This is a genomic window from Rhodopila sp. (genome assembly GCF_035548235.1).
Taxonomy (GTDB): Bacteria; Pseudomonadota; Alphaproteobacteria; order Acetobacterales; family Acetobacteraceae; genus Rhodopila.
Genome location: NZ_DASZTJ010000273.1, coordinates 1 through 18,168, shown reverse-complemented (window position 1 = coordinate 18,168; position 18,168 = coordinate 1). Strand labels below are relative to the sequence as shown.

The 18,168-nt window shown below is 65.5% G+C and carries 16 protein-coding genes and 1 tRNA gene; 11 read left to right on the top strand and 6 right to left on the bottom strand.

The window, feature by feature from the left end; translation table 11 throughout:
• Positions 1-8: 8 nt before the first annotated feature.
• Positions 9-1,211, bottom strand: a complete 1,203-nt coding sequence (locus VHB27_RS21955; protein ID WP_325604599.1) for an acyl-CoA dehydrogenase family protein — start codon at positions 1,209-1,211, stop codon at positions 9-11.
• Positions 1,212-1,301: 90 nt separating this feature from the next.
• Complete coding sequence (pip, locus tag VHB27_RS21950; RefSeq protein WP_325604597.1) at positions 1,302-2,252, bottom strand: prolyl aminopeptidase; 951 nt, start codon at positions 2,250-2,252, stop codon at positions 1,302-1,304.
• A gap of 43 nt (positions 2,253-2,295) precedes the next feature.
• Between pip and VHB27_RS21945 the strand changes: the two genes are divergently transcribed.
• From VHB27_RS21945 to VHB27_RS21930, 4 genes are all read left to right on the top strand, one after another.
• Positions 2,296-2,661 (top strand): DUF423 domain-containing protein, encoded by a 366-nt coding sequence (locus VHB27_RS21945; RefSeq protein ID WP_325604595.1) that lies wholly within the window; start codon positions 2,296-2,298, stop codon positions 2,659-2,661.
• A complete protein-coding gene (locus tag VHB27_RS21940; RefSeq protein ID WP_325604593.1) occupies positions 2,658-3,560 on the top strand; it encodes an SAM-dependent methyltransferase in 903 nt (300 codons plus the stop codon). The genes VHB27_RS21945 and VHB27_RS21940 overlap by 4 nt, the downstream gene beginning before the upstream one ends.
• 78 nt (positions 3,561-3,638) lie before the next feature.
• Entirely contained in the window at positions 3,639-4,349 is a 711-nt protein-coding gene (locus VHB27_RS21935; RefSeq protein WP_325604591.1) for a CoA transferase subunit A, read from the top strand.
• Positions 4,350-4,377: 28 nt separating this feature from the next.
• The gene (locus VHB27_RS21930) at positions 4,378-5,037 is read left to right on the top strand and encodes a CoA transferase subunit B (RefSeq protein WP_325604588.1); all 660 of its coding nucleotides are present in this window, start codon (positions 4,378-4,380) and stop codon (positions 5,035-5,037) included.
• 115 nt (positions 5,038-5,152) lie between these two features.
• Here VHB27_RS21930 and VHB27_RS21925 read toward each other — a convergent pair whose 3' ends face one another.
• The 3 genes from VHB27_RS21925 to VHB27_RS21915 form a co-directional block, all read right to left on the bottom strand.
• Complete coding sequence (locus VHB27_RS21925; protein WP_325604586.1) at positions 5,153-6,517, bottom strand: PleD family two-component system response regulator; 1,365 nt, start codon at positions 6,515-6,517, stop codon at positions 5,153-5,155.
• A gap of 223 nt (positions 6,518-6,740) precedes the next feature.
• Positions 6,741-7,631, bottom strand: a complete 891-nt coding sequence (rpoH, locus tag VHB27_RS21920; RefSeq protein ID WP_408904034.1) for an RNA polymerase sigma factor RpoH — start codon at positions 7,629-7,631, stop codon at positions 6,741-6,743.
• Positions 7,632-7,899: 268 nt separating this feature from the next.
• Entirely contained in the window at positions 7,900-8,916 is a 1,017-nt protein-coding gene (locus VHB27_RS21915) for an RluA family pseudouridine synthase (protein WP_325604582.1), read from the bottom strand.
• A gap of 58 nt (positions 8,917-8,974) precedes the next feature.
• Here VHB27_RS21915 and VHB27_RS21910 point away from each other — a divergent pair, with 58 nt between their 5' ends.
• The 7 genes from VHB27_RS21910 (at position 8,975) to queE (ending at position 16,724) form a co-directional block, all read left to right on the top strand.
• Positions 8,975-9,268 carry a DUF6476 family protein gene (locus VHB27_RS21910; protein WP_325604580.1) on the top strand — a complete coding sequence of 98 codons (294 nt, stop codon included), beginning with the start codon at positions 8,975-8,977 and terminating at the stop codon, positions 9,266-9,268.
• Between the two features lie 56 nt (positions 9,269-9,324).
• Positions 9,325-9,400: transfer RNA gene (locus VHB27_RS21905), tRNA-Glu, on the top strand.
• A 209-nt stretch (positions 9,401-9,609) separates the two neighbouring features.
• A complete protein-coding gene (locus VHB27_RS21900; RefSeq protein WP_325604578.1) occupies positions 9,610-10,302 on the top strand; it encodes a CerR family C-terminal domain-containing protein in 693 nt (230 codons plus the stop codon).
• On the top strand, positions 10,299-11,825 hold the full coding sequence (locus VHB27_RS21895; RefSeq protein WP_325604576.1) for an efflux transporter outer membrane subunit: 1,527 nt from the start codon (positions 10,299-10,301) through the stop codon (positions 11,823-11,825). Before VHB27_RS21900 ends, VHB27_RS21895 begins: the two co-directional genes overlap by 4 nt.
• Before the next feature lie 33 nt (positions 11,826-11,858).
• Positions 11,859-12,968, top strand: a complete 1,110-nt coding sequence (locus VHB27_RS21890; RefSeq protein WP_325604574.1) for an efflux RND transporter periplasmic adaptor subunit — start codon at positions 11,859-11,861, stop codon at positions 12,966-12,968.
• A 17-nt stretch (positions 12,969-12,985) separates the two neighbouring features.
• Positions 12,986-16,075: an efflux RND transporter permease subunit gene (locus tag VHB27_RS21885; protein ID WP_325604572.1), complete on the top strand. Its 3,090-nt coding sequence runs from the start codon at positions 12,986-12,988 to the stop codon at positions 16,073-16,075.
• A 4-nt stretch (positions 16,076-16,079) separates the two neighbouring features.
• The gene (gene queE, locus VHB27_RS21880; RefSeq protein WP_325604570.1) at positions 16,080-16,724 is read left to right on the top strand and encodes a 7-carboxy-7-deazaguanine synthase; all 645 of its coding nucleotides are present in this window, start codon (positions 16,080-16,082) and stop codon (positions 16,722-16,724) included.
• Between the two features lie 10 nt (positions 16,725-16,734).
• Here queE and VHB27_RS21875 read toward each other — a convergent pair whose 3' ends face one another.
• The gene (locus VHB27_RS21875; RefSeq protein WP_325604568.1) at positions 16,735-18,096 is read right to left on the bottom strand and encodes an LLM class flavin-dependent oxidoreductase; all 1,362 of its coding nucleotides are present in this window, start codon (positions 18,094-18,096) and stop codon (positions 16,735-16,737) included.
• Between the last annotated feature and the right edge of the window lie 72 nt (positions 18,097-18,168).

The following is an 18,168-nucleotide window of genomic DNA, read 5'->3' as shown; positions in this document are numbered from 1 at the left end:
TCCTTCCCTCACAAATGCCGTGCTGCCGGGGTCAGGCCGAGGAACCACTGGCCGCAGACCTCGATATGGCCCGTGCGTCCCTGCACCTGCTGGGCGGCGGCGTGAATGTCGCGCATCCGGCGCTCGAACGGGTTGGCGGCGAAGATCGCGGTCGCTCCGGCCTCGTGATAGGCGAACTCCGCGACCTCCTTGGCCCGCTTGATCGCCGAGGTGGTCGCCAGGCGCATCAGCATCCGGTCTTCGGTCCGCAACTTGCCGGTCTGGCGGATGCCGTCTTCGGCGTCGCGGATCGTCTCCAGCACGAATGCGCGGGCGGAGCGCAGCTTGGCTTCGTTCTCCGCGATCAGGTGATGCATCACCGGGCTGTCGCGCAAGGTCCGGGTCGTGCTCGACGGCTTCTTGGTCTGCGCCAGCGCCTTCAAGTCCTCCATCACCGCGCGGGCGATCCCCATGGCGACGGCGGCGAACCCGGACGAATAGGCACTGGTCGTGGTGAACTGGAACAGCGGCTCGTCGATCCGGCGTTCGGCGCCAAGGTCGCGACGCACCGTGTAAGCGTCCGGTACGAAGACGCCATCCAACGTGTAGCTGTCGCTGCCGGTGCCGCGCAGGCCGACCACGTCCCAGTTGCGGGTCCAGTTCAGCTTCGACTGCTCCAGCAGCATGGTACGCTCGACCAGCGCGCCGTTGGCGTCTTTCAACAGCGAGCCGTCGGGCAGCTCGACATGGCAATGCGCGCCCATCCAACTCGCATGGTGGCCGCCGCTGCCGAAGCCCCATTTGCCGGTGACCTCGTATCCCCCCGGCACCACCTTCGCTCGGCCTTCCAACTGGAAGCCCCAGGCGAGGACGCCGCATGGATCATCACCCCAGATACGCCGCGCCACCGGTCCGTCGACATAGGCCGCTGCCATCGAGCAGCCGACAGCCTGGCCCACGCACCAGGCGGTCGAGGCATCGGCGGCAGCCAGTGCCTCTATCACCCGCACGAAGGTCTTCAAGTCCGCCCCGTAGCCGTTCAGCGACCGCGGCAGCAGGGTGCGATACAGGCCGTGGGTATGCAGCGCGTCGACCACCGTGGGGGTCAACTGGCCCAGCGCCTCGATTTTCGGGGCTTCCTCGCGCAGCAGCGGGGCGATCGCGTACGCCTGCGCGACCGGGTCGGCGGTCAGGTCGGCAGAGGCAACCTGCGACCCTGTCGAGATGTTCATGCGGGCGCGGCGTTCATGCGGACGTCCCTTTCGTTCCTGCGCCATAGGGTCGGCAACGCAGGCGAGGCTGTCAATGCGAGCAGCCGGTCATCACCGTCCGATACGGAACCGTTCCACGGCGGCGACCAGCGCCCGCCTGATGCCAGGTTCCAGCGCCGAATGCCCGGCGTCCGGCACCACCGTCATCCGCGCGTTGCGCCACGCGCCGGCCAGTTCAAACGCCGTCGTGGCCGGGCAGATCATGTCGTAGCGGCCCTGAACGATCTCGGCCGGGATATGGCTGATGCGGTCCATGTGCGCCAGCAGCCCCCCCGGCGGCAGGAACAATCTGTGCGCGAAATAGAACGCTTCGATCCGCGCCAGCCCTAGCGCCGTTCGGTCCTGGGAGAACCCGTTCACCGTTTCCGGACTGGGCAGCAGGGTGGAGCAGGTGCCCTCGAACACCGACCAGGCGCGGGCGGCAGCGAGGTGGACCGCTGGGTCCGGGTCGGTGAGGCGGCGGAGATAGCCGGCCAGGATGTCGCCGCGTTCGGCCTCCGGCAGGAAGCCGGCGAACGTTGCGTGCGCCTCGGGGAAGACAGCCTGCATCCCGTAGAGGAACCAGGCCACTTCCTGCTCGCGGCCCAGGAAGACGCCGCGCAGCACGCAGCCCGCGACCCGATCCGGATGCGCCTGGGCATAGGCCAGCGCCAGGGTCGATCCCCAGGAGCCGCCGAACAGCAGGAACCGCTCGATCGCCAAGTGCTGGCGCAACACCTCGATATCCGCGACCAGGTGCGGCGTGGAATTGTGTTCGAGGCCACCGAGGGGCCGCGACCGTCCCGCGCCACGCTGGTCGAAGATGACGATGCGCCAGTATTGCGGGTCGAAAAAACGGCGATGCACCGCGCCTGCGCCGGCGCCGGGACCGCCATGCAGGAACAGGACCGGCCGTCCGTTCGGATTGCCCGCCTGCTCCCAATACATCACATGCCCGCCGGACAACGGCAGGTAGCCGGTCTCGTAGGGGCCGATTTCCGGAAAAAGGTCGCCGCGGGGCATGCCGTGTTATTACAGCCTTAGGACGCGAGGGGAAACAAGCGCGATGCAGCGGCTTTGGATGGTGTTGGGCGCGATCGCGGGGTTCGGCGCCGTGGCGATGGCGGCGGTCGCGGCCCATGCAGTGCACGATCCGGGGGCGCAGCGCGTGGTGGAAAGCGGCGTGCGGATGGAAGGCTGGCACGCGCTGGCATTGATCGGGGTCGGGCTGTGGGCGCCGCGGGGCGGACGGGTGACCGACCTCGCCGGGGCGGCTTTTGCCGTCGGGATGGTGATGTTCTGCGCGGCCGTCTACAGCCTGGGGCTGTTCGGCACCTCCTTGGGGGTGGTCGCGCCGTTGGGCGGGACGGTGCTGATGCTGGGCTGGCTGCTGCTGGCGGTCGCAGCGCTGCGGCCCGCGCCCGCGCGATGATCCGCTCCGCCTACCTGGCGGCAGAGGGGTTCGAGCGCCCGCTGGCCGAGGAACTGCAGCGTCGGTCGGTGGCGATCGAGGCGTGGCATGGCAGGCTGGCGCTGTCGCCCGATCCGCCGGCGCCGTGCGCCTGGGCGCTGGATGTCTGGACCGACGTGCGGGAGGTCGCGGTCGCCTCGGTCAGGCAGGCCGCCGATGCACTGCGTGCGATCCAACGCAACTGGGCGGCCTATCCGGTCGCCCATCACCGGCGCATGGCGCTGATTGCCGAGCGGCTGCCGCCGGTGAAGGCTGCGCCGCTGGCGTTTCCCCAGGCGGCCCCGGTATCGCATCTGGGCGGCTGGACGTTGTTGTCGCCCGACCGGATGCTGGCGAGCCCAGCCAAGACCAGCCCGTTTGTGAATGGTGTCTGCGCCTTCGTCGAGGATCGCCAGGGACCACCGAGCCGCGCGTATCTGAAGCTGTGGGAGGCACTTGCGCGATTGGGGCGGTGGCCGGCGGCAGGCGAAACCTGCTTAGACCTCGGCGCCTCGCCGGGCGGCTGGACCTGGGTGCTGGCGGGGCTGGGAACCAAGGTGACGGCGGTGGACAAGGCACCGCTGGATCCCGCGGTCGCCGCGATGCCGGGGGTGACGCAGCGGCTGGACAGCGCCTTCTCCCTGGTGCCCGAACCGGTGGACTGGCTGTGCAGCGACGTCATCGCCTACCCGGAGCGGCTGCTGGCATTGGTCCGCCGCTGGGTCGATGCCGGAGCGGCGCGGCACATCGTCTGCACCATCAAGTTCCAGGGGGAGACCGACCATGAGTCGGCCGAGGCATTCGCTGCCATTCCGGGCGGCCATGTGCTACACCTGTGGCACAATAAGCATGAGTTGACATTCCTGCGGGTTTCTTGCTGATCCCGCGGTATCGACGATTGGGACACGCCGCGCGTGTTCGAGCAACGTAGGCACGCAGCGCGTGTAGGGAGAGGGTCCATGGCGGTCAATAAAGTTTATCCCGACGCGAAGGCGGCGCTGAGTGACCTGCTGCGCGACGGCATGACGATCATGTCGGGCGGCTTCGGCCTGTGCGGCATCCCGTCTGCGCTGATCGAAGCGATCCGTGACAGCGGGGTGAAGGACCTGACGATCATCTCCAACAACGCCGGCATCGACGATGTCGGCCTGGGCATCCTGCTGCAGACGCGTCAGGTGAAGAAGATGATCAGCAGCTACGTAGGTGAGAATGCCACCTTCGCGAAGCAATTCCTGGCCGGGGAACTGGAGATCGAATTCAATCCGCAGGGGACGCTGGCTGAGCGCATCCGGGCGGGCGGGGCCGGCATCCCCGCGTTCTTCACGGCCACGGGCGCCGGGACGCAGATCGCCGAGGGCAAACCCCAGCAGGAATTCGACGGCAGGCTCTATGTCATGGAGCGGGGGCTCCGCGCCGACCTGTCCGTCATCCATGCCTGGAAGGCCGACGCCGAAGGCAACCTGATCTATCGAAAGACCGCTCGGAACTTCAATCCGATCATGGCGACAGCGGGCGAGCAGGTTGTCGTCCAGGTCGAGGAATTGGTCGAGCCCGGCCAACTGGATCCGGACCACATCGTCACCGCCGGGATTTTCGTCAACCGCATCGTCAAGGTGGACAACGTCGACAAGCGGATCGAGCAGCGCACGGTCCGCAAGCGCGCCGCCTGACCCGTACCCATTAGAAGGGAGGTTCCCTATGCCCTGGACCCGCGATCAGATGGCTGCTCGGGCAGCCCGCGAACTGCAGGACGGTTTCTACGTCAACCTCGGCATCGGCATTCCGACGCTGGTGGCCAACCATGTCCCGGCCGGGATGTCCATTCAACTGCATTCGGAAAACGGGATGCTGGGCATGGGCCCGTTCCCGTTCGAGGGTGAGGAAGACCCCGACCTGATCAACGCCGGCAAGCAGACGGTGACGGAACTGCCGACGACGTCGTTCTTCGACAGCGCCGCCTCGTTCGCGATGGTGCGGGGCGGGCATATCGACATCTCGATCCTGGGCGCCCTGCAGGTGGCCGAGAACGGCGATCTGGCGAACTGGATGATCCCCGGCAAGATGGTGAAGGGGATGGGTGGGGCGATGGACCTCGTCGCGGGTGTCAAGCGGGTGGTGGTGTTGATGGAGCATACCGCCGGGGGCAAGCCCAAGCTGCTGAACCGCTGCACGCTGCCGCTGACCGGGGCAGGGGTGGTGGACCTGATCATCACCGATTTGGGGGTGTTCGAGGTGTCGGCGAAGGGCAACAGCGGGCTGGTGCTGATCGACATAGCGCCGGACGTGACGATGGCGGAGTTGAAGGAGAAGACCGAGGCGCCGTTCGCCGTGGCGGCCGGGCTGAAGGCGGCGGCCTGACGGGGACGTCTGGACGCGCAGGATCCGCTGCAAGACGGCCCGTGCCGCCGGGCCGCCCGTCGTCACGGTCTGTCCCATCAGGGATTGGCCGCCGCCCGCCGCGGGCCTATCGCGGTTAGGAAAGGCTGCCGATCTCCAGCCGGTTTCTGCCGAGGCATTTTGCCTGGTACAAGGCCTTGTCGGCTGCTTCGAGTAGTTTCTCGGGAGACTGGTTCGAGGCCGGGTTGGATATGATGCCGACGCTGATGCTCAGATGCAGACCCTCGACCAGTTTGAAACTAGCCTCCAGGGACTTCACTTCGTGCAGGAGTCGCTCAGCAACCTGACAGGCTTCGGAGATGCTTGTTCCTGGCAACACGATCACGAATTCCTCCCCACCATAGCGGCAGCAGGTGTCGAATGCCCGCACATGAGCGAGCAATACGTCAGCAATCAGACGTATGACGGAATCGCCAAAGATGTGCCCAAACCGGTCGTTGATGGATTTGAAATGATCGATATCGATCATCAGCAACGACAGTTCGCTGCTGTTCGAATTTGAAAGCAGGGTCTTCAGATGCTTGTCCAGATATCGACGGTTATAAAGACCGGTCAGGGCGTCCCTTGCCACGAGCTGGATCGCCTGGTCGACATGCTCCTGCAGCTTCTCCTGGTATAGTTTCTTCTTCAGCAGGTTCCGGCATCTTATCAAAAGTTCATTCTGGTCCAGCGGAATGACGATCCAGTCGCTCACGCCGAGCTCAAACGCCTTGACGAGGCGATTCCGGTCGATAGAGGGGCTCGACATCGCAAGTATGGGCAATTGCTGGTGCCGAGCTTCGGAGCGAAATTGCGATACGACCTCCAGCGCGTCGACGTCCTGGACCGACAGGTTGATCAGGACCAGGTCCGGACCTTCGACTTGGGAGATAACGTCATCGATATCCGCCGGAGACACGACGAACTGGAGTTCACAAATCCCCAATGAATCTTGGATGGCGGCTTTGTTTTCCGTCGCATCGTCGATGACCAGCAGGCGCCGATGGGGCATGACGTCCAGATCGGGGAACTTATGCTCGATTCCGAACGTGACGGCCGTATCGCTTCTGGCTTGCCACTCATCCAGGATGCGCTTCAGCCGGATCAGGCCTTTGACACGTATCAGTAACGTTGCGTGATCTACCGGCTTCGACAGGAAATCGTCGGCCCCCGCATCCAGTCCCTTGACGCGTTCGGGCTGCTCGCTCAGCGCTGTCAGCATGATGATCGGTATCTGGCTGGTCTTTTCGTCGTTCTTGAGTCTCCGGCAGCACTCAAATCCGTCCATGCCCGGCATCATGACATCCAGCAGGATCAGGTCCGGCCGCCAGGCATGCGCGGCCTCGATCGCCTCGAATCCGTCTTCCACCGATTTGACTTGGTAATATTCCGCCTTCAGTTTCGCGCCGAGCAGCCGGGTATTGACGGCCACGTCATCTACTATGAGGATTTTCGCGGTCATCCCGATGCTCAGTTCGCTTACTCTTCATCACCCTGATGACAACGATACCCAACACCTTGGTTAAATCAACAATTCACGCGATCCTGCCCCTTGATCCCGGCACAATGGCGGGCCGGCACGCTGGCCAACTATAAGAAAACAGTCCCAATTCTATTCGGATTGGAACTAAAAACGACAGTGGCCGGCACAAGGCCGGCCACCAACGGAAAGTCTAGACGTCTGATCAGACCGCGGCGGGCTGCGCTCCGCCCCGCTGTCCCGCGTTCGCGCGGCGTTCGGCGATCTGCGCTTTCATCGCCTTTTGCAGCTTCTCGAAGGCCCGCACCTCGATCTGGCGGACCCGTTCGCGGGAGATGTTGTACTGCTGGGAAAGGTCCTCCAGCGTAGTCGGGTTATCCTTCAACCGCCGCTCGATCAGGATGTGGCGCTCGCGTTCGTTCAGCGACTTCAAGGCGCCGCTCAGCAACGCCTTGCGTCCGCTCAGTTCCTCGCGATCGGCGATCGAGGCTTCCTGGCTGTCCGATTCATCGACCAGCCAATCCTGCCACTCCCCCTCGCTGTCCTGGCGGACCGGGGCGTTCAGGCTGTGGTCCGGCGCGGCGAGGCGGCGGTTCATGCTGATCACGTCCTGTTCCGGCACGTCCAGGACGCGAGCGATCTTCGCCACCTGATCCGGGTGCAGGTCGCCGTCGTCGATCGCCTGCATCTGGCCCTTCAGCCGGCGCAGGTTGAAGAACAGCTTCTTCTGGGCGGCGGTGGTGCCCATCTTCACCAGCGACCAGGAATGCAGAATGTATTCCTGGATCGCAGCGCGAATCCACCACATCGCATACGTTGCCAGGCGGAAGCCGCGGTCGGGGTCGAAGCGTTTCACCGCTTGCATCATCCCGACATTGCCTTCACTGATCAGCTCACCGACCGGCAGGCCGTAGCCGCGGTAGCCCATGGCGATCTTCGCCACGAGCCGCAAATGGGAGGTGACAAGCTTGTGCGCCGCCTCCATATCCTGGGTGTCGCGCCAGCGATGCGCGAGAGCGAGTTCCTCCTCGGGGGTGAGCATCGGGAATTTGCGGATCTCCTGGAGATACCGTGACAGATTCCCCTCGGGTGCTATATTTAGGACGGCAGAGGCCAACGGTCAGGCTCCTTTCGTCAGGCCGCGATATCTTGCCCAACGACGGCGCAAGCAATGGCGGCTTGAGTTTTCCCAGTCTGAAATGTGGCTGGGCAGTGTCAGGATGCAGGCTGGGACTTCACGTCCCGGCGATCCACCCCGTATCGGCAGCGGTATAACCGGACGTTCCCCTCAAGGCAGGGCATCCGCCCGCTTTGAGGCGGTCTGTATACAGGACTGAAATGGTCCTGTCAAGGTTAACAAACGGTCATCGCCCGTGCGGCACCCCCTCCACGTGATCCAGCAACGTTGCCATATCCATCGGTAAAGGTGTTTCAAAACAAAGTGTTTCGCCGGTCCTTGGGTGCGCGAAACCAAGCCGGGCGGCGTGTAAAGCCTGTCGAGGAAAGTCCAGGAGATGGCCGCGAAGGGGCGGCATCAGGGCCTTCGCGGTCGCCGGTACACGCCTGAGGTACAATGGATCTCCAACGATCGGATGACCGCGCGAGGCCAGATGGACCCGGATCTGGTGGGTCCGGCCGGTGGCCAGGCGGCATTCCAGCAGGGCCACGCTGTCATGCCACGTTCGCAGGGTCGTGTAGCGGGTCAGTGCCGGCTTGCCCCCGTGACCGACCACCGCCATCCGTTTCCGATCGCGCTTGTCGCGGCCGATCGCGCCCTCGATCTCGCCGGAGGGGGGCAGGGGGCGCCCCCAGCATAACGCCTTATAGGCTCTGTCGAGGTCCCGGTTGGCGAAGGCCGCGGTCAGCTTGTCGTTGGCAAGCTGGGTTTTGGCGACGACCATGACCCCGGACGTGTCCTTGTCGAGTCGGTGCACGATGCCGGGACGCCGTTCCGCCCCGATGCCCTGAAAACCTGGTCCGCAATGCGCCAGCAATGCATTCACCAGCGTGCCGTCCGGATTGCCAGGCGCGGGATGGACCACGAGGCCTGCCGGCTTGTCGAGGACGATCAGGTCGTCGTCCTCGTAGAGGATCGTAAAGGGAATCGCCTGCGGGACCGGCCTCGCCGGCGCCGGCGCCGGCACATCCAGCACATAGGCCACCCCCGCTCGGACCGGTTCCGCCGGCTCCCGCACCGGCTTTCCGTCCGCGGTCAGGCGTCCGGCCTCGATCAGCGTCTTGACGCGGGAGCGGGAGATGGTGCCGATCCCCTCCGCGATGAACCGGTCCACGCGCTGGCCGGCCTGATCGGCCGTGGCCGTCAGGCTGGTCCGGCCGGGGTGGGGCGGGTCTGTGGATGGGAGAGGCTCAAGGGATGTCATCGATGCCACGCGCTTACGCGCAATGCTGGTTGGACGGAAGATAGGGATGGGGAACGGTATGCGCGCCCTGAAAATCGCCACGGTGGTGATGGGGGTGCTGATCGTGGGCGGCACGATCGTCTTGCTGGTCGCCCTGGCGCGGCGCGGTTCCGCGCCTTCGGTGCCCGTGCCGATACCCGCCCCGGCGCACGTGGCGGTCACGCTGCCCGAACCCGAGGGCACGCGAATCGTCTCCGTCACCGCCACGCAGGACCGGCTGGCGGTGCAGCTTCAGGGCGGGGGACCGGACCGGATTCTGCTGCTCGACCCCCGCAGCGGGGCGGTGGCGGGACGGATTTCATTGGCGCACTGACAATCAGGGGCTTGAGGTCGGGGCCGGTTCCGGAGTAGGAACGCCCGCCTCGCGTTGTCCCGTTCGTCTAGAGGCCCAGGACAGTGCCCTCTCACGGCACCAACAGGGGTTCGAATCCCCTACGGGACGCCAATACGCTGGTGGATTTCGTCCGCGCTCGTAGATGTCCAGGTTCACCTCCAGTAGGTCCGTCGCGTGCTGCTTATGGCGTCGTCCCTCTTCAGCGCCGATCCCTGCCGGCCCACCGCGGAGGTCGCGGCTGCAACCACCTATCCTATCATCCGCTTGACTATATCGTACGATAGACATAAATAGCCCGCCAACCACCACCCGCGGGCCATATGCTCCCCCCCGTCAACCGCTACCGCCCCGCCGCCAACCCGCGCGGCGAAGACACCAGGCGCCGCATCCTCGATACCGCCCTCGCGCTGTTCGCCGCGAATGGCTTCGATGGTGCCAGCACGCGCGACATCGCCGAACACGCCGGCGTCAACCTGCCTGCCATCCAATACTATTTCGGCAGCAAGGAGGGACTCTACCGCGCCGTCATCGCCCTGATCGGTGAGCATCTGGCGCAGACCGTCGCGCCGGTCATCGAACGCGCGCGGCGCTGCCTCGAGTCCGACGCACCACCTCGCGCCCAAGTGATCAACCATCTCTGCGAACTGGTCGATACCATCGTTGCCATGTTTCTCGACGACACCCTGCCGGACCGGGAGAATCGTTACATCTTCGTCTCCCGCGTCGAGATCGAAGACACCGAGGCGCTGGACCCCCTGCACGACGTCTGGCGGGAGCATATCCAGTTTCCGGCCGCGAAGCTCGTCGGACGTCTGATGGGCCGGCCGCCGGATGATGAAAAGGTCCTGCTGCGGACGCTGATGATCCTCGGCCAGGTCAAGATCTTTTGCAGCCGCGCGGTCATGCGCGGCCTTGGCTGGCAGGCGATCGACGAAGCGCGCGTGCGCACGGTGCAGGCCATGGTGAACGAGCACACGCGCGCGATTTGCCGGGCATTGAAAGGGTCGGCATGAGGCTGAATCAAGGATATCGCGCGGCGTGGGGGCTGGCGACACTTCTCGGGCTGAGCGCCTGCGCCGTCGGGCCGGATTTCCACCCGCCGCAGGCGCCCAAGAACGCCGGCTACACGCCCGAGGCCCCGGTCAGTCCGGTGTCGACCGCAAACACGATCGCCGGGGCGGCACAGCGTTTCGATCCCGGACGAGACTTGCCGGGCGAGTGGTGGACGCTGTTCCGGTCGCCGGCGCTGGACGCCCTGGTCAAGCGCGCCCTCGCCGCCAATCCCGACCTTGCCGCCGCCCAGGCGTCGCTCCGCCAGGCTCGGGAAAACCTCTATGCGGGGCAGGGGGCGTTCTTTCCAACCGCCAGCGCCTCCTTCCAGCCGTCGCGCCAGAAGATCTCGGGCGCCGCGTTCGGTCAGCCGAATGAGTCCGCCACGCTCAGCCTGGTGACGGCGCAATTGAGCGTTTCATACGCACCCGACGTCTGGGGCGGCACGCGCCGGCAGGTCGAATCCCTCGGCGCCCAGGTCGATTACCAACGCTTCGAGTTGGAGGCGACGTATCTGACGCTGACCTCCAACATCGTGGTGGCCGCGATCAACGAAGCGTCGCTGCGCGGGCAGATCGCCGCCACGCAGGACATCATCAAGGCGGACACCGATCAGTTGAACGTGGTGCGCCAGCAATTCGTGGTCGGCGGCGCGTCGCGGGCCGACGAGTTGCAGCAGGAGGCGACGCTGGCGCAGTCGCGCGCCACGCTGCCGCCGTTGCAGAAGCAACTGGCCCAGCAGCGCGACCAGCTTATCGCCCTGCTGGGCGGCTTCCCCAACGAATCGCTGGCGGCGCGGTTCGCCTTGACCGACCTGCATCTGCCCGAGGACCTGCCGGTCAGCCTGCCCTCGCAACTGGTCGCGCAGCGCCCCGATATCCGTGCCGCGGAGGCGCAGTTCCACACAGCCAGCGCCAACCTGGGCGTGGCGATCGCCAACCAGTTGCCGCAATTCGCCATCACCGGCTCCATCGGGTCCGAGGCGCTCGGTTTCTCCAACTTGTTCTCTGCCGGCACCGGCATCTGGACCATCGCCGGCAGCGTCACGCAGACGCTGTTCGACGCCGGTACGCTCCAGCACAAGAAGCGGGCCGCGGCGGCAGCGCTGGAGGCCGCGGCGGCGCAGTATCGCAGCACGGTGATCCGAGCGTTCCAGAACGTGGCGGATGCGCTGCGTGCGCTGCAATCGGATGCCGACCTGGTGCATGAGCAGGCCGATGCGGAACGTTCCGCATCCGATAGCTATGCCCTGGCGCGTACGCAGTTCAGGACCGGCGCGATCAGCTACCTGACGTTGCTGAACGCCGACCGGACATGGCAGCAGGCGCGCTTGAACCTGGTGCAGGCGCAGGCGCTGCGTTTCTCGGACACCGCCGCGCTGTTCCAGGCGCTGGGCGGCGGATGGTGGCACCGTGCCGACGTCGCCCCGGCGGCACATGGTCCCGACCGGCTGGTCGTGCCGGTGGTTTCAGCCTTTCAGCCCTAAAGGGGACGGAGACACACGACGATGATCCGGCGCATGATCATAATGCTGGTGGCCGTCGCCATCGTGCTGGGTGGCTACTTCGCTTTTCAGTCCTTCAAGGCGAAGATGATCCACCAGTTCCTGTCGACGCTGTCCAACCCGCCGCAGACCGTTTCCACGGTCGTCGCATCCGACCAGCAATGGCAGCCGCAGCTTCAGGCCGTCGGCAGCCTGCGGGCGGTGAACGGCGCGACGCTGTCGCTGGAAGTGGCCGGCGTGGTCGAGAAGATCGGTTTCGACTCCGGGCAGGACGTGCAGGCCGGCCAGACCCTGCTGCAGCTTCGCAGCGAGGACGATGTCGCCAAGCTGCAATCGCTGCAGGCGAGTGCCGCGCTGGCGCAGGTGAACTATGACCGCGACCTGCGGCAGTTCCGCGCCCAGGCCGTGAGCCAGGCCACGCTCGACACCGACAACTACAACCTGCGCAACGCCAAGGCGCAGGTGGACGAACAGCAGGCGGTGGTGGACAAGAAGACGCTCCGCGCGCCGTTCGCCGGGCACCTGGGTATCAGGCAGGTCGATCTTGGCCAGTACCTGAATGCCGGCACCGCTGTCGTGACGCTGCAGTCGCTCGACCCGCTCTATGTCGATTTCAGCCTGCCGCAGCAGGAGTTGAGCCATATCGCGATCGGCCAGACTGTCAGCGCGACGGTCGATACGTATCCCGGACAAAAATTCGCCGGCAAGATCGTCGCCATCAACCCGCTGGTCGACACCGACACGCGCAACGTCCAGGTACGCGCCAGCCTGGGCAATCCGGATCGCCGCCTGCTGCCCGGCATGTTCGTCACTGTCATGATCGACGCCGGCGCGCCGCATCAGCAGGTGACGTTGCCGCAGACGGCGGTGACCTACAATTCGTACGGCAGCACGGTCTTCCTTGTGAAACATGCGCCCAAGGACGACAAATCGCTGGTCGCGACGCAGACTTTCGTCACCACGGGCGCGACCCGCGGCGATCAGGTCGCGGTCCTGACCGGAATCAAGCCTGGCGATGTCGTGGTTTCGGCCGGGCAGATCAAGCTGCACAACGGCACGCCCGTGGTGGTCAACAACAAGATCCAGCCGACCGACAACCCCAATCCCACGCCCGTCGACAACTGAGCGGCAGGAGCCAGCCCATGCGCTTCACCGATATTTTCGTCCGTCGTCCGGTTCTGGCGACCGTGGTCAGCCTGATGATCCTGGTGCTGGGCCTGCGCGCGATGACGTCGTTGCAGGTGTTGCAATACCCGAAGACCGAGAACGCGATCATCACCGTGACCACCGTGCTGTACGGCGCGTCGCCGGACACTGTCGCCGGGTTCGTCACCACGCCGCTGGAAAACGCCATCGCGCAGGTCAACGGCATCGACTACATGTCGTCCAACAGCCAGTCGGGCACCAGTACGATCAGCGTCTATCTGCGGTTGAACTACGACGCGGACAAGGCGATGACCGAGATCAATACGAAGATCGCCTCGGTCATGAACCAGTTGCCGACGGGCACGCAGCAGCCCTCGATCTCGGTCCGCGTCGGGCAGACCATCGACGCGATGTATATCGGTTTCAACAGCAACGTCTTGGGCAGCAACCAGATCACTGACTACCTGGTACGCGTGGTGCAGCCGAAGATGCAGGCGGTGCCGGGCGTGCAGACGGCGGAGTTGCTGGGCGGCAAGAACTTCGCCCTGCGCGCCTGGCTGGATCCGGCGAAGCTCGCGGCCTACAACCTGACGGCGGCGGATGTCTGGACGGCGCTCTCCAACAACAACTTCATCTCCGGGGCCGGTACCACCAAGGGCCAGATGGTACAGGTCAACCTGACGGCCTCGACGGACCTTCATACGCTCGACGCGTTCCGCGACGTGATCCTGAAGCAGAACGGCACCGCGATCGTCCGGTTGAAGGATGTCGCCAACGTCACGCTGGGCGACGACGACTACGAATCCCAAGTGGGATTCGACGGTCAGCGGGCGGTCTATCTGGGCATCCAGGTGGCGCCCGGCGCCAACCTGCTGGACGTCGTCAAGGGCGTGCGCGACATCTTCCCGGGCATCCAGGCGCAGTTGCCGCAAGGGCTGAACGGCGCGATCGTCTATGACTCCACCGACTTCGTGACCAGCTCGATCAACGAGGTCGTGCGGACCCTTGTGGAAGCGATCCTGATCGTGACCCTGGTGGTCTTCGTCTTCCTGGGGTCCCCGCGCTCCGTGCTGATTCCGATCATCGCCATCCCGTTGTCGCTGATCGGCACGTTCATGATGATGCTGGCCTTCGGCTTCTCCATCAACCTGCTGACATTGCTGGCGCTCGTGCTCGCGATCGGCCTTGTCGTGGACGACGCGATCATCGTCGTGGAGAACGTCAACCGGCACCTGGAAGACGGCATGCGCCCGATACCGGCCGCGATCCAGGCAGCGCACGAGCTGGCGGGGCCGATCGTCGCCATGACCGTGGTGCTGGTCGCGGTCTATGTGCCGATCGGGTTCCAGGGCGGGTTGACCGGCGCGCTTTTCACCGAATTCGCGTTCACCCTTGTGGGGGCGGTGACCGTCTCGGCCATCATCGCGCTGACCCTGTCGCCGATGATGACATCGCGCCTGCTGCGACCGCACACCGCCGGATCGAAAGACTGGGAATCGCGTTTGGTCCAGTTCATCGACCGCAGCTTCGGTGCCATCCACCGGCGTTATGAGCGGTGGCTGAAAGGCAGCCTGAACTACCTGCCCGTGACCGCGACCTTCGCGGCGATCGTGCTGGTCAGCATCTACTTCTTCTACACCGGCGCCGCCTCGGAACTGGCGCCCGAGGAAGACCAGGGCGTGGTCCTGACCTCCGCTACCTCGGCGCCCGACGCGACCTTGCAGCAGCGGCTGATGTACGATCACCAGGTCTACAAGGATTTCGTCTCGTTCCCGGAAACCGCCCATGTATTCCAGCTCGACGTGCCGGGGCAGAATATCGGCGGCGCCGTGCTGAAGCCCTGGGACGAGCGCACACGTACCACCGCGGTGCTGCAGCCGCTGATCCAGCAGGCCGTCAGCGGTATTGCCGGCCAGCGCATCGTGGCGTTCCAGCCGCCGCCGCTGCCGGGATCGACAGGCCTGCCGATCCAATTCGTGATCGGAACGACGGGTCCCTTCGACCAGCTCAACACCGTCACCCAGGACATGCTTCAGAAAGCGCGGGCCAGCGGCCTGTTCATCTTCCTGGACACCGACCTGCGCATCGACAATCCACAGGTGACGATCACCATCGATCGCAGCAAGGCCGCGCTGATGGGCTTGTCCATGAGCGATGTCGGCAATGCACTCGCGTCGATGCTGAGCGGGGGCTATGTCAATTATTTCGGACTCGACGGCCGGTCGTACAAGGTGATGCCGCAAGTGCAGCAGCGCCACCGGCTGAACCCGTCGCAGATCATGAACTACTATATCCGCACCTCCAGCGGCGCGTCGGTCCCGTTGTCGACGATCGCGCATCTCACGACGCAGACCGAACCGGAATCGATCAACCACTTCCAGCAACTCAACTCGGCGACCATCCAGGGTGTCGTGGCGCCCGGCGTAACGATGGGCACGGCCATGACCTTCCTGGACAACCTGGCCGCGAAGACGCTGCCGGTCGGCTACAGCGTCGATTATGGCGGCGAGTTCCGGCAGTTGAAGCAGGAATCGGGCGGCTTCCTGGTGACGTTCGGCTTCGCGCTGATCATCATCTTCCTGGCGTTGTCCGCGCTGTTCGAAAGCTTCCGCGACCCGCTGATCATCCTGGTCTCGGTGCCGATGTCGATCGCCGGCGCGCTGCTGTTCGTGTCGGTCCTGCCAGGTGTCAGCCTGAATATCTATACGGAGGTCGGACTCGTCACGCTGATGGGGTTGATCAGCAAGCATGGCATCCTGATCGTCGAGTTCGCCAACGGCCTGCAGCGTGAAGGCCGCACGAAGCGCCAGGCGATCGAGGAGGCGGCCGGGATCCGGTTGCGGCCGATCCTGATGACCACGGCGGCGATGGTGCTGGGCGTCGTGCCGCTGCTGACCGCCACGGGTGCCGGTGCCAACTCGCGCTTTGCCATGGGGTTGGTGATCGCCTCGGGCCTGGCGATCGGCACGCTGTTCACGCTATTCGTGGTGCCGGCCGTCTACATGCTGCTGGCCGCGGACCACCACCATGACCTGGTGGAGGACGACGCGCTGGCGGAGCCGGCGGTCGTGACGGCGGACCGGTAATGTCATGAGCTACGCGGTCAAGGAGATCTTCTACACGCTGCAAGGCGAGGGCGCGCAGGCCGGCCGCCCCGCTGTCTTCTGCCGTTTCGCCGGCTGCAACCTCTGGTCCGGCCGCGAACAGGATCGTGCAGAAGCGATCTGCCGGTTCTGCGACACCGACTTTGTGGGCACTGAAGGAACCGGCGGCGGACGCTTCCCTGATGCAACCACGCTGGCGGATGCGGTCGCCGCCGCATGGCCGGCCGCAGGCCGCCGCGGCGGACGTCCCTTCGTCGTCTGCACCGGCGGCGAACCGCTGCTGCAACTCGATGCCCCCCTGGTCGCCGCGCTGCACGCCCGTGGCTTCGAAGTCGCTATCGAAACGAACGGCACCATCGCGCCGCCGCCCCCGGGGCTGGACTGGATCTGCGTCAGCCCCAAGGCCGGGGCTCCGCTGCGGCTGCGGGAAGGCGACGAGCTGAAACTGGTGGTCCCCCAGCCGGACCTGGCGCTGGAGGCGCTGGAGGAACTGAACTTCACGCGCTTCTCGGTCCAGCCGATGGACGGTCCGAACGCCGTGGCCAATATCAGGATGGCGGTCGAGCTTTGCCTGCGGCGGCCACGCTGGCAGCTCAGCCTGCAGACGCACAAGCTGCTGGGAATACGGTGAGGCGCGCGCGCTACGTCGACGCCCCCTGCGACAACCGCTCCGCCGCCTCTGCGCTGAAATGAAGGTCCGGCCTCGGCAAGCCATACTGCGCGCGCAACGTGTCCCCCCTGTACTCCGTGCGGAACAAGCCGCGCCGTTGCAGCAACGGCACGACCTCGGCGATGAACACGTCCAGCGTCGCCGGCAGCACCGGCGGCATCAGGTTGAACCCGTCGGCCGCACCGTCGCGGAACCAATCTTCCATCAGGTCGGCGATCCGTTCGGGAGAACCCGTCGTCACGTAATGCCCTCGTGCCCCGGCCATGTAGCTCAGCAACTGGCGCAGCGTCGGCTTTTCGCGGCGCACCAGGCCGACGATGACCTCGGTCCGGCTGCGCGCGGCCTCGACGGAGGCCGGATCGGGGAAATCTTCCGGCGATAGCGGCTTGTCCAGCGGCAGGTGCGAGAAGTCGTGCCCGCCGAACCGCCCCGACAGGCGCTTGCGGCCGACTTCGGGGTCGCTCAGGTCGTCCAGTTCGCGCGCCAGGCGCTGCGCCTCCGCCTCGGTCGAGCCGATGATCGGGCTCAGCCCCGGCAGGATCAGGACCTGTTCCGGCGACCGTCCCTCCTCGACGACCAGGCGCTTCAGGTCGGTGTAGAAGTCCCGTGCGGTCGCCTTCTCCATCTGTGCGGTGAACACCGCCTCGGCGTAGCGCGCGGCGAAGCGGCGGCCGGTCTCCGACGACCCTGCCTGTACGAAAACCGGCCGCCCCTGTGGGCTGCGCGGCATGTTGAGCGGGCCGGCGACCTGGTAGTGAGGGCCGTGGTGGTTGACCATCCGTAGCCCGTCGAACCGCGCGTATTGCCCGCTGGCGCGATCGTCCAGCACCGCATCGTCCGACCAGCTATCCCACAGCGCGGTGACCACGCGCATATACTCCTCCGCGCGCTCATACCGTTCGGCATGGCTCAGCGGTCCCGCGCCGCCGTAATTCCCCGACGCCGTCGCCAGCCATGTCGTGACGATGTTCCACCCGACCCGGCCGCCGGAGATATGGTCGATCGAAGCGAACTGCCGAGCGAGGTTGAACGGTTCGGTATAGGTGGTGGAGCAGGTCGCGATCAGCCCGATCCGACTGGTCGCCATCGCCAGCGCCGCCAGGGTGGTGACCGGTTCCAGCCAGGCGCGCGGGGCGTTGGCCACGTCCTCCCCCACGCCCAGGGAGTCGGCCAGGAAGATCGAGTCGAACAGGCCGGCCTCCGCCTTGCGGGCGACCTCGGTGAAATAGCGGATATCGGTCAGCGGCAGCGGCGATGAGGCAGGGTGGCGCCAGGCGGCCTCGTGATGTCCGCGGCCGTGTATGAACAGGTTCAGGTGCATGGTGCGGGTCATGATGGTTGGCCTGATCCCTTGTTGATGGGTCACCGTAGCAAGGATGCGGTCCTGTTGTCGCCCTCGGCGCCG

Coding starts and splice junctions, on each gene's coding strand:
- VHB27_RS21955 (WP_325604599.1), bottom strand. CDS start 1,211: ATGAACATCTCGACAGGGTCGCAGGTTGCCTCTGCCGACCTGACCGCC.
- pip (WP_325604597.1), bottom strand. CDS start 2,252: ATGCCCCGCGGCGACCTTTTTCCGGAAATCGGCCCCTACGAGACCGGC.
- VHB27_RS21945 (WP_325604595.1), top strand. CDS start 2,296: ATGCAGCGGCTTTGGATGGTGTTGGGCGCGATCGCGGGGTTCGGCGCC.
- VHB27_RS21940 (WP_325604593.1), top strand. CDS start 2,658: ATGATCCGCTCCGCCTACCTGGCGGCAGAGGGGTTCGAGCGCCCGCTG.
- VHB27_RS21935 (WP_325604591.1), top strand. CDS start 3,639: ATGGCGGTCAATAAAGTTTATCCCGACGCGAAGGCGGCGCTGAGTGAC.
- VHB27_RS21930 (WP_325604588.1), top strand. CDS start 4,378: ATGCCCTGGACCCGCGATCAGATGGCTGCTCGGGCAGCCCGCGAACTG.
- VHB27_RS21925 (WP_325604586.1), bottom strand. CDS start 6,517: ATGACCGCGAAAATCCTCATAGTAGATGACGTGGCCGTCAATACCCGG.
- VHB27_RS21915 (WP_325604582.1), bottom strand. CDS start 8,916: ATGACATCCCTTGAGCCTCTCCCATCCACAGACCCGCCCCACCCCGGC.
- VHB27_RS21910 (WP_325604580.1), top strand. CDS start 8,975: ATGCGCGCCCTGAAAATCGCCACGGTGGTGATGGGGGTGCTGATCGTG.
- VHB27_RS21900 (WP_325604578.1), top strand. CDS start 9,610: ATGCTCCCCCCCGTCAACCGCTACCGCCCCGCCGCCAACCCGCGCGGC.
- VHB27_RS21895 (WP_325604576.1), top strand. CDS start 10,299: ATGAGGCTGAATCAAGGATATCGCGCGGCGTGGGGGCTGGCGACACTT.
- VHB27_RS21890 (WP_325604574.1), top strand. CDS start 11,859: ATGATCATAATGCTGGTGGCCGTCGCCATCGTGCTGGGTGGCTACTTC.
- VHB27_RS21885 (WP_325604572.1), top strand. CDS start 12,986: ATGCGCTTCACCGATATTTTCGTCCGTCGTCCGGTTCTGGCGACCGTG.
- queE (WP_325604570.1), top strand. CDS start 16,080: ATGAGCTACGCGGTCAAGGAGATCTTCTACACGCTGCAAGGCGAGGGC.
- VHB27_RS21875 (WP_325604568.1), bottom strand. CDS start 18,096: ATGACCCGCACCATGCACCTGAACCTGTTCATACACGGCCGCGGACAT.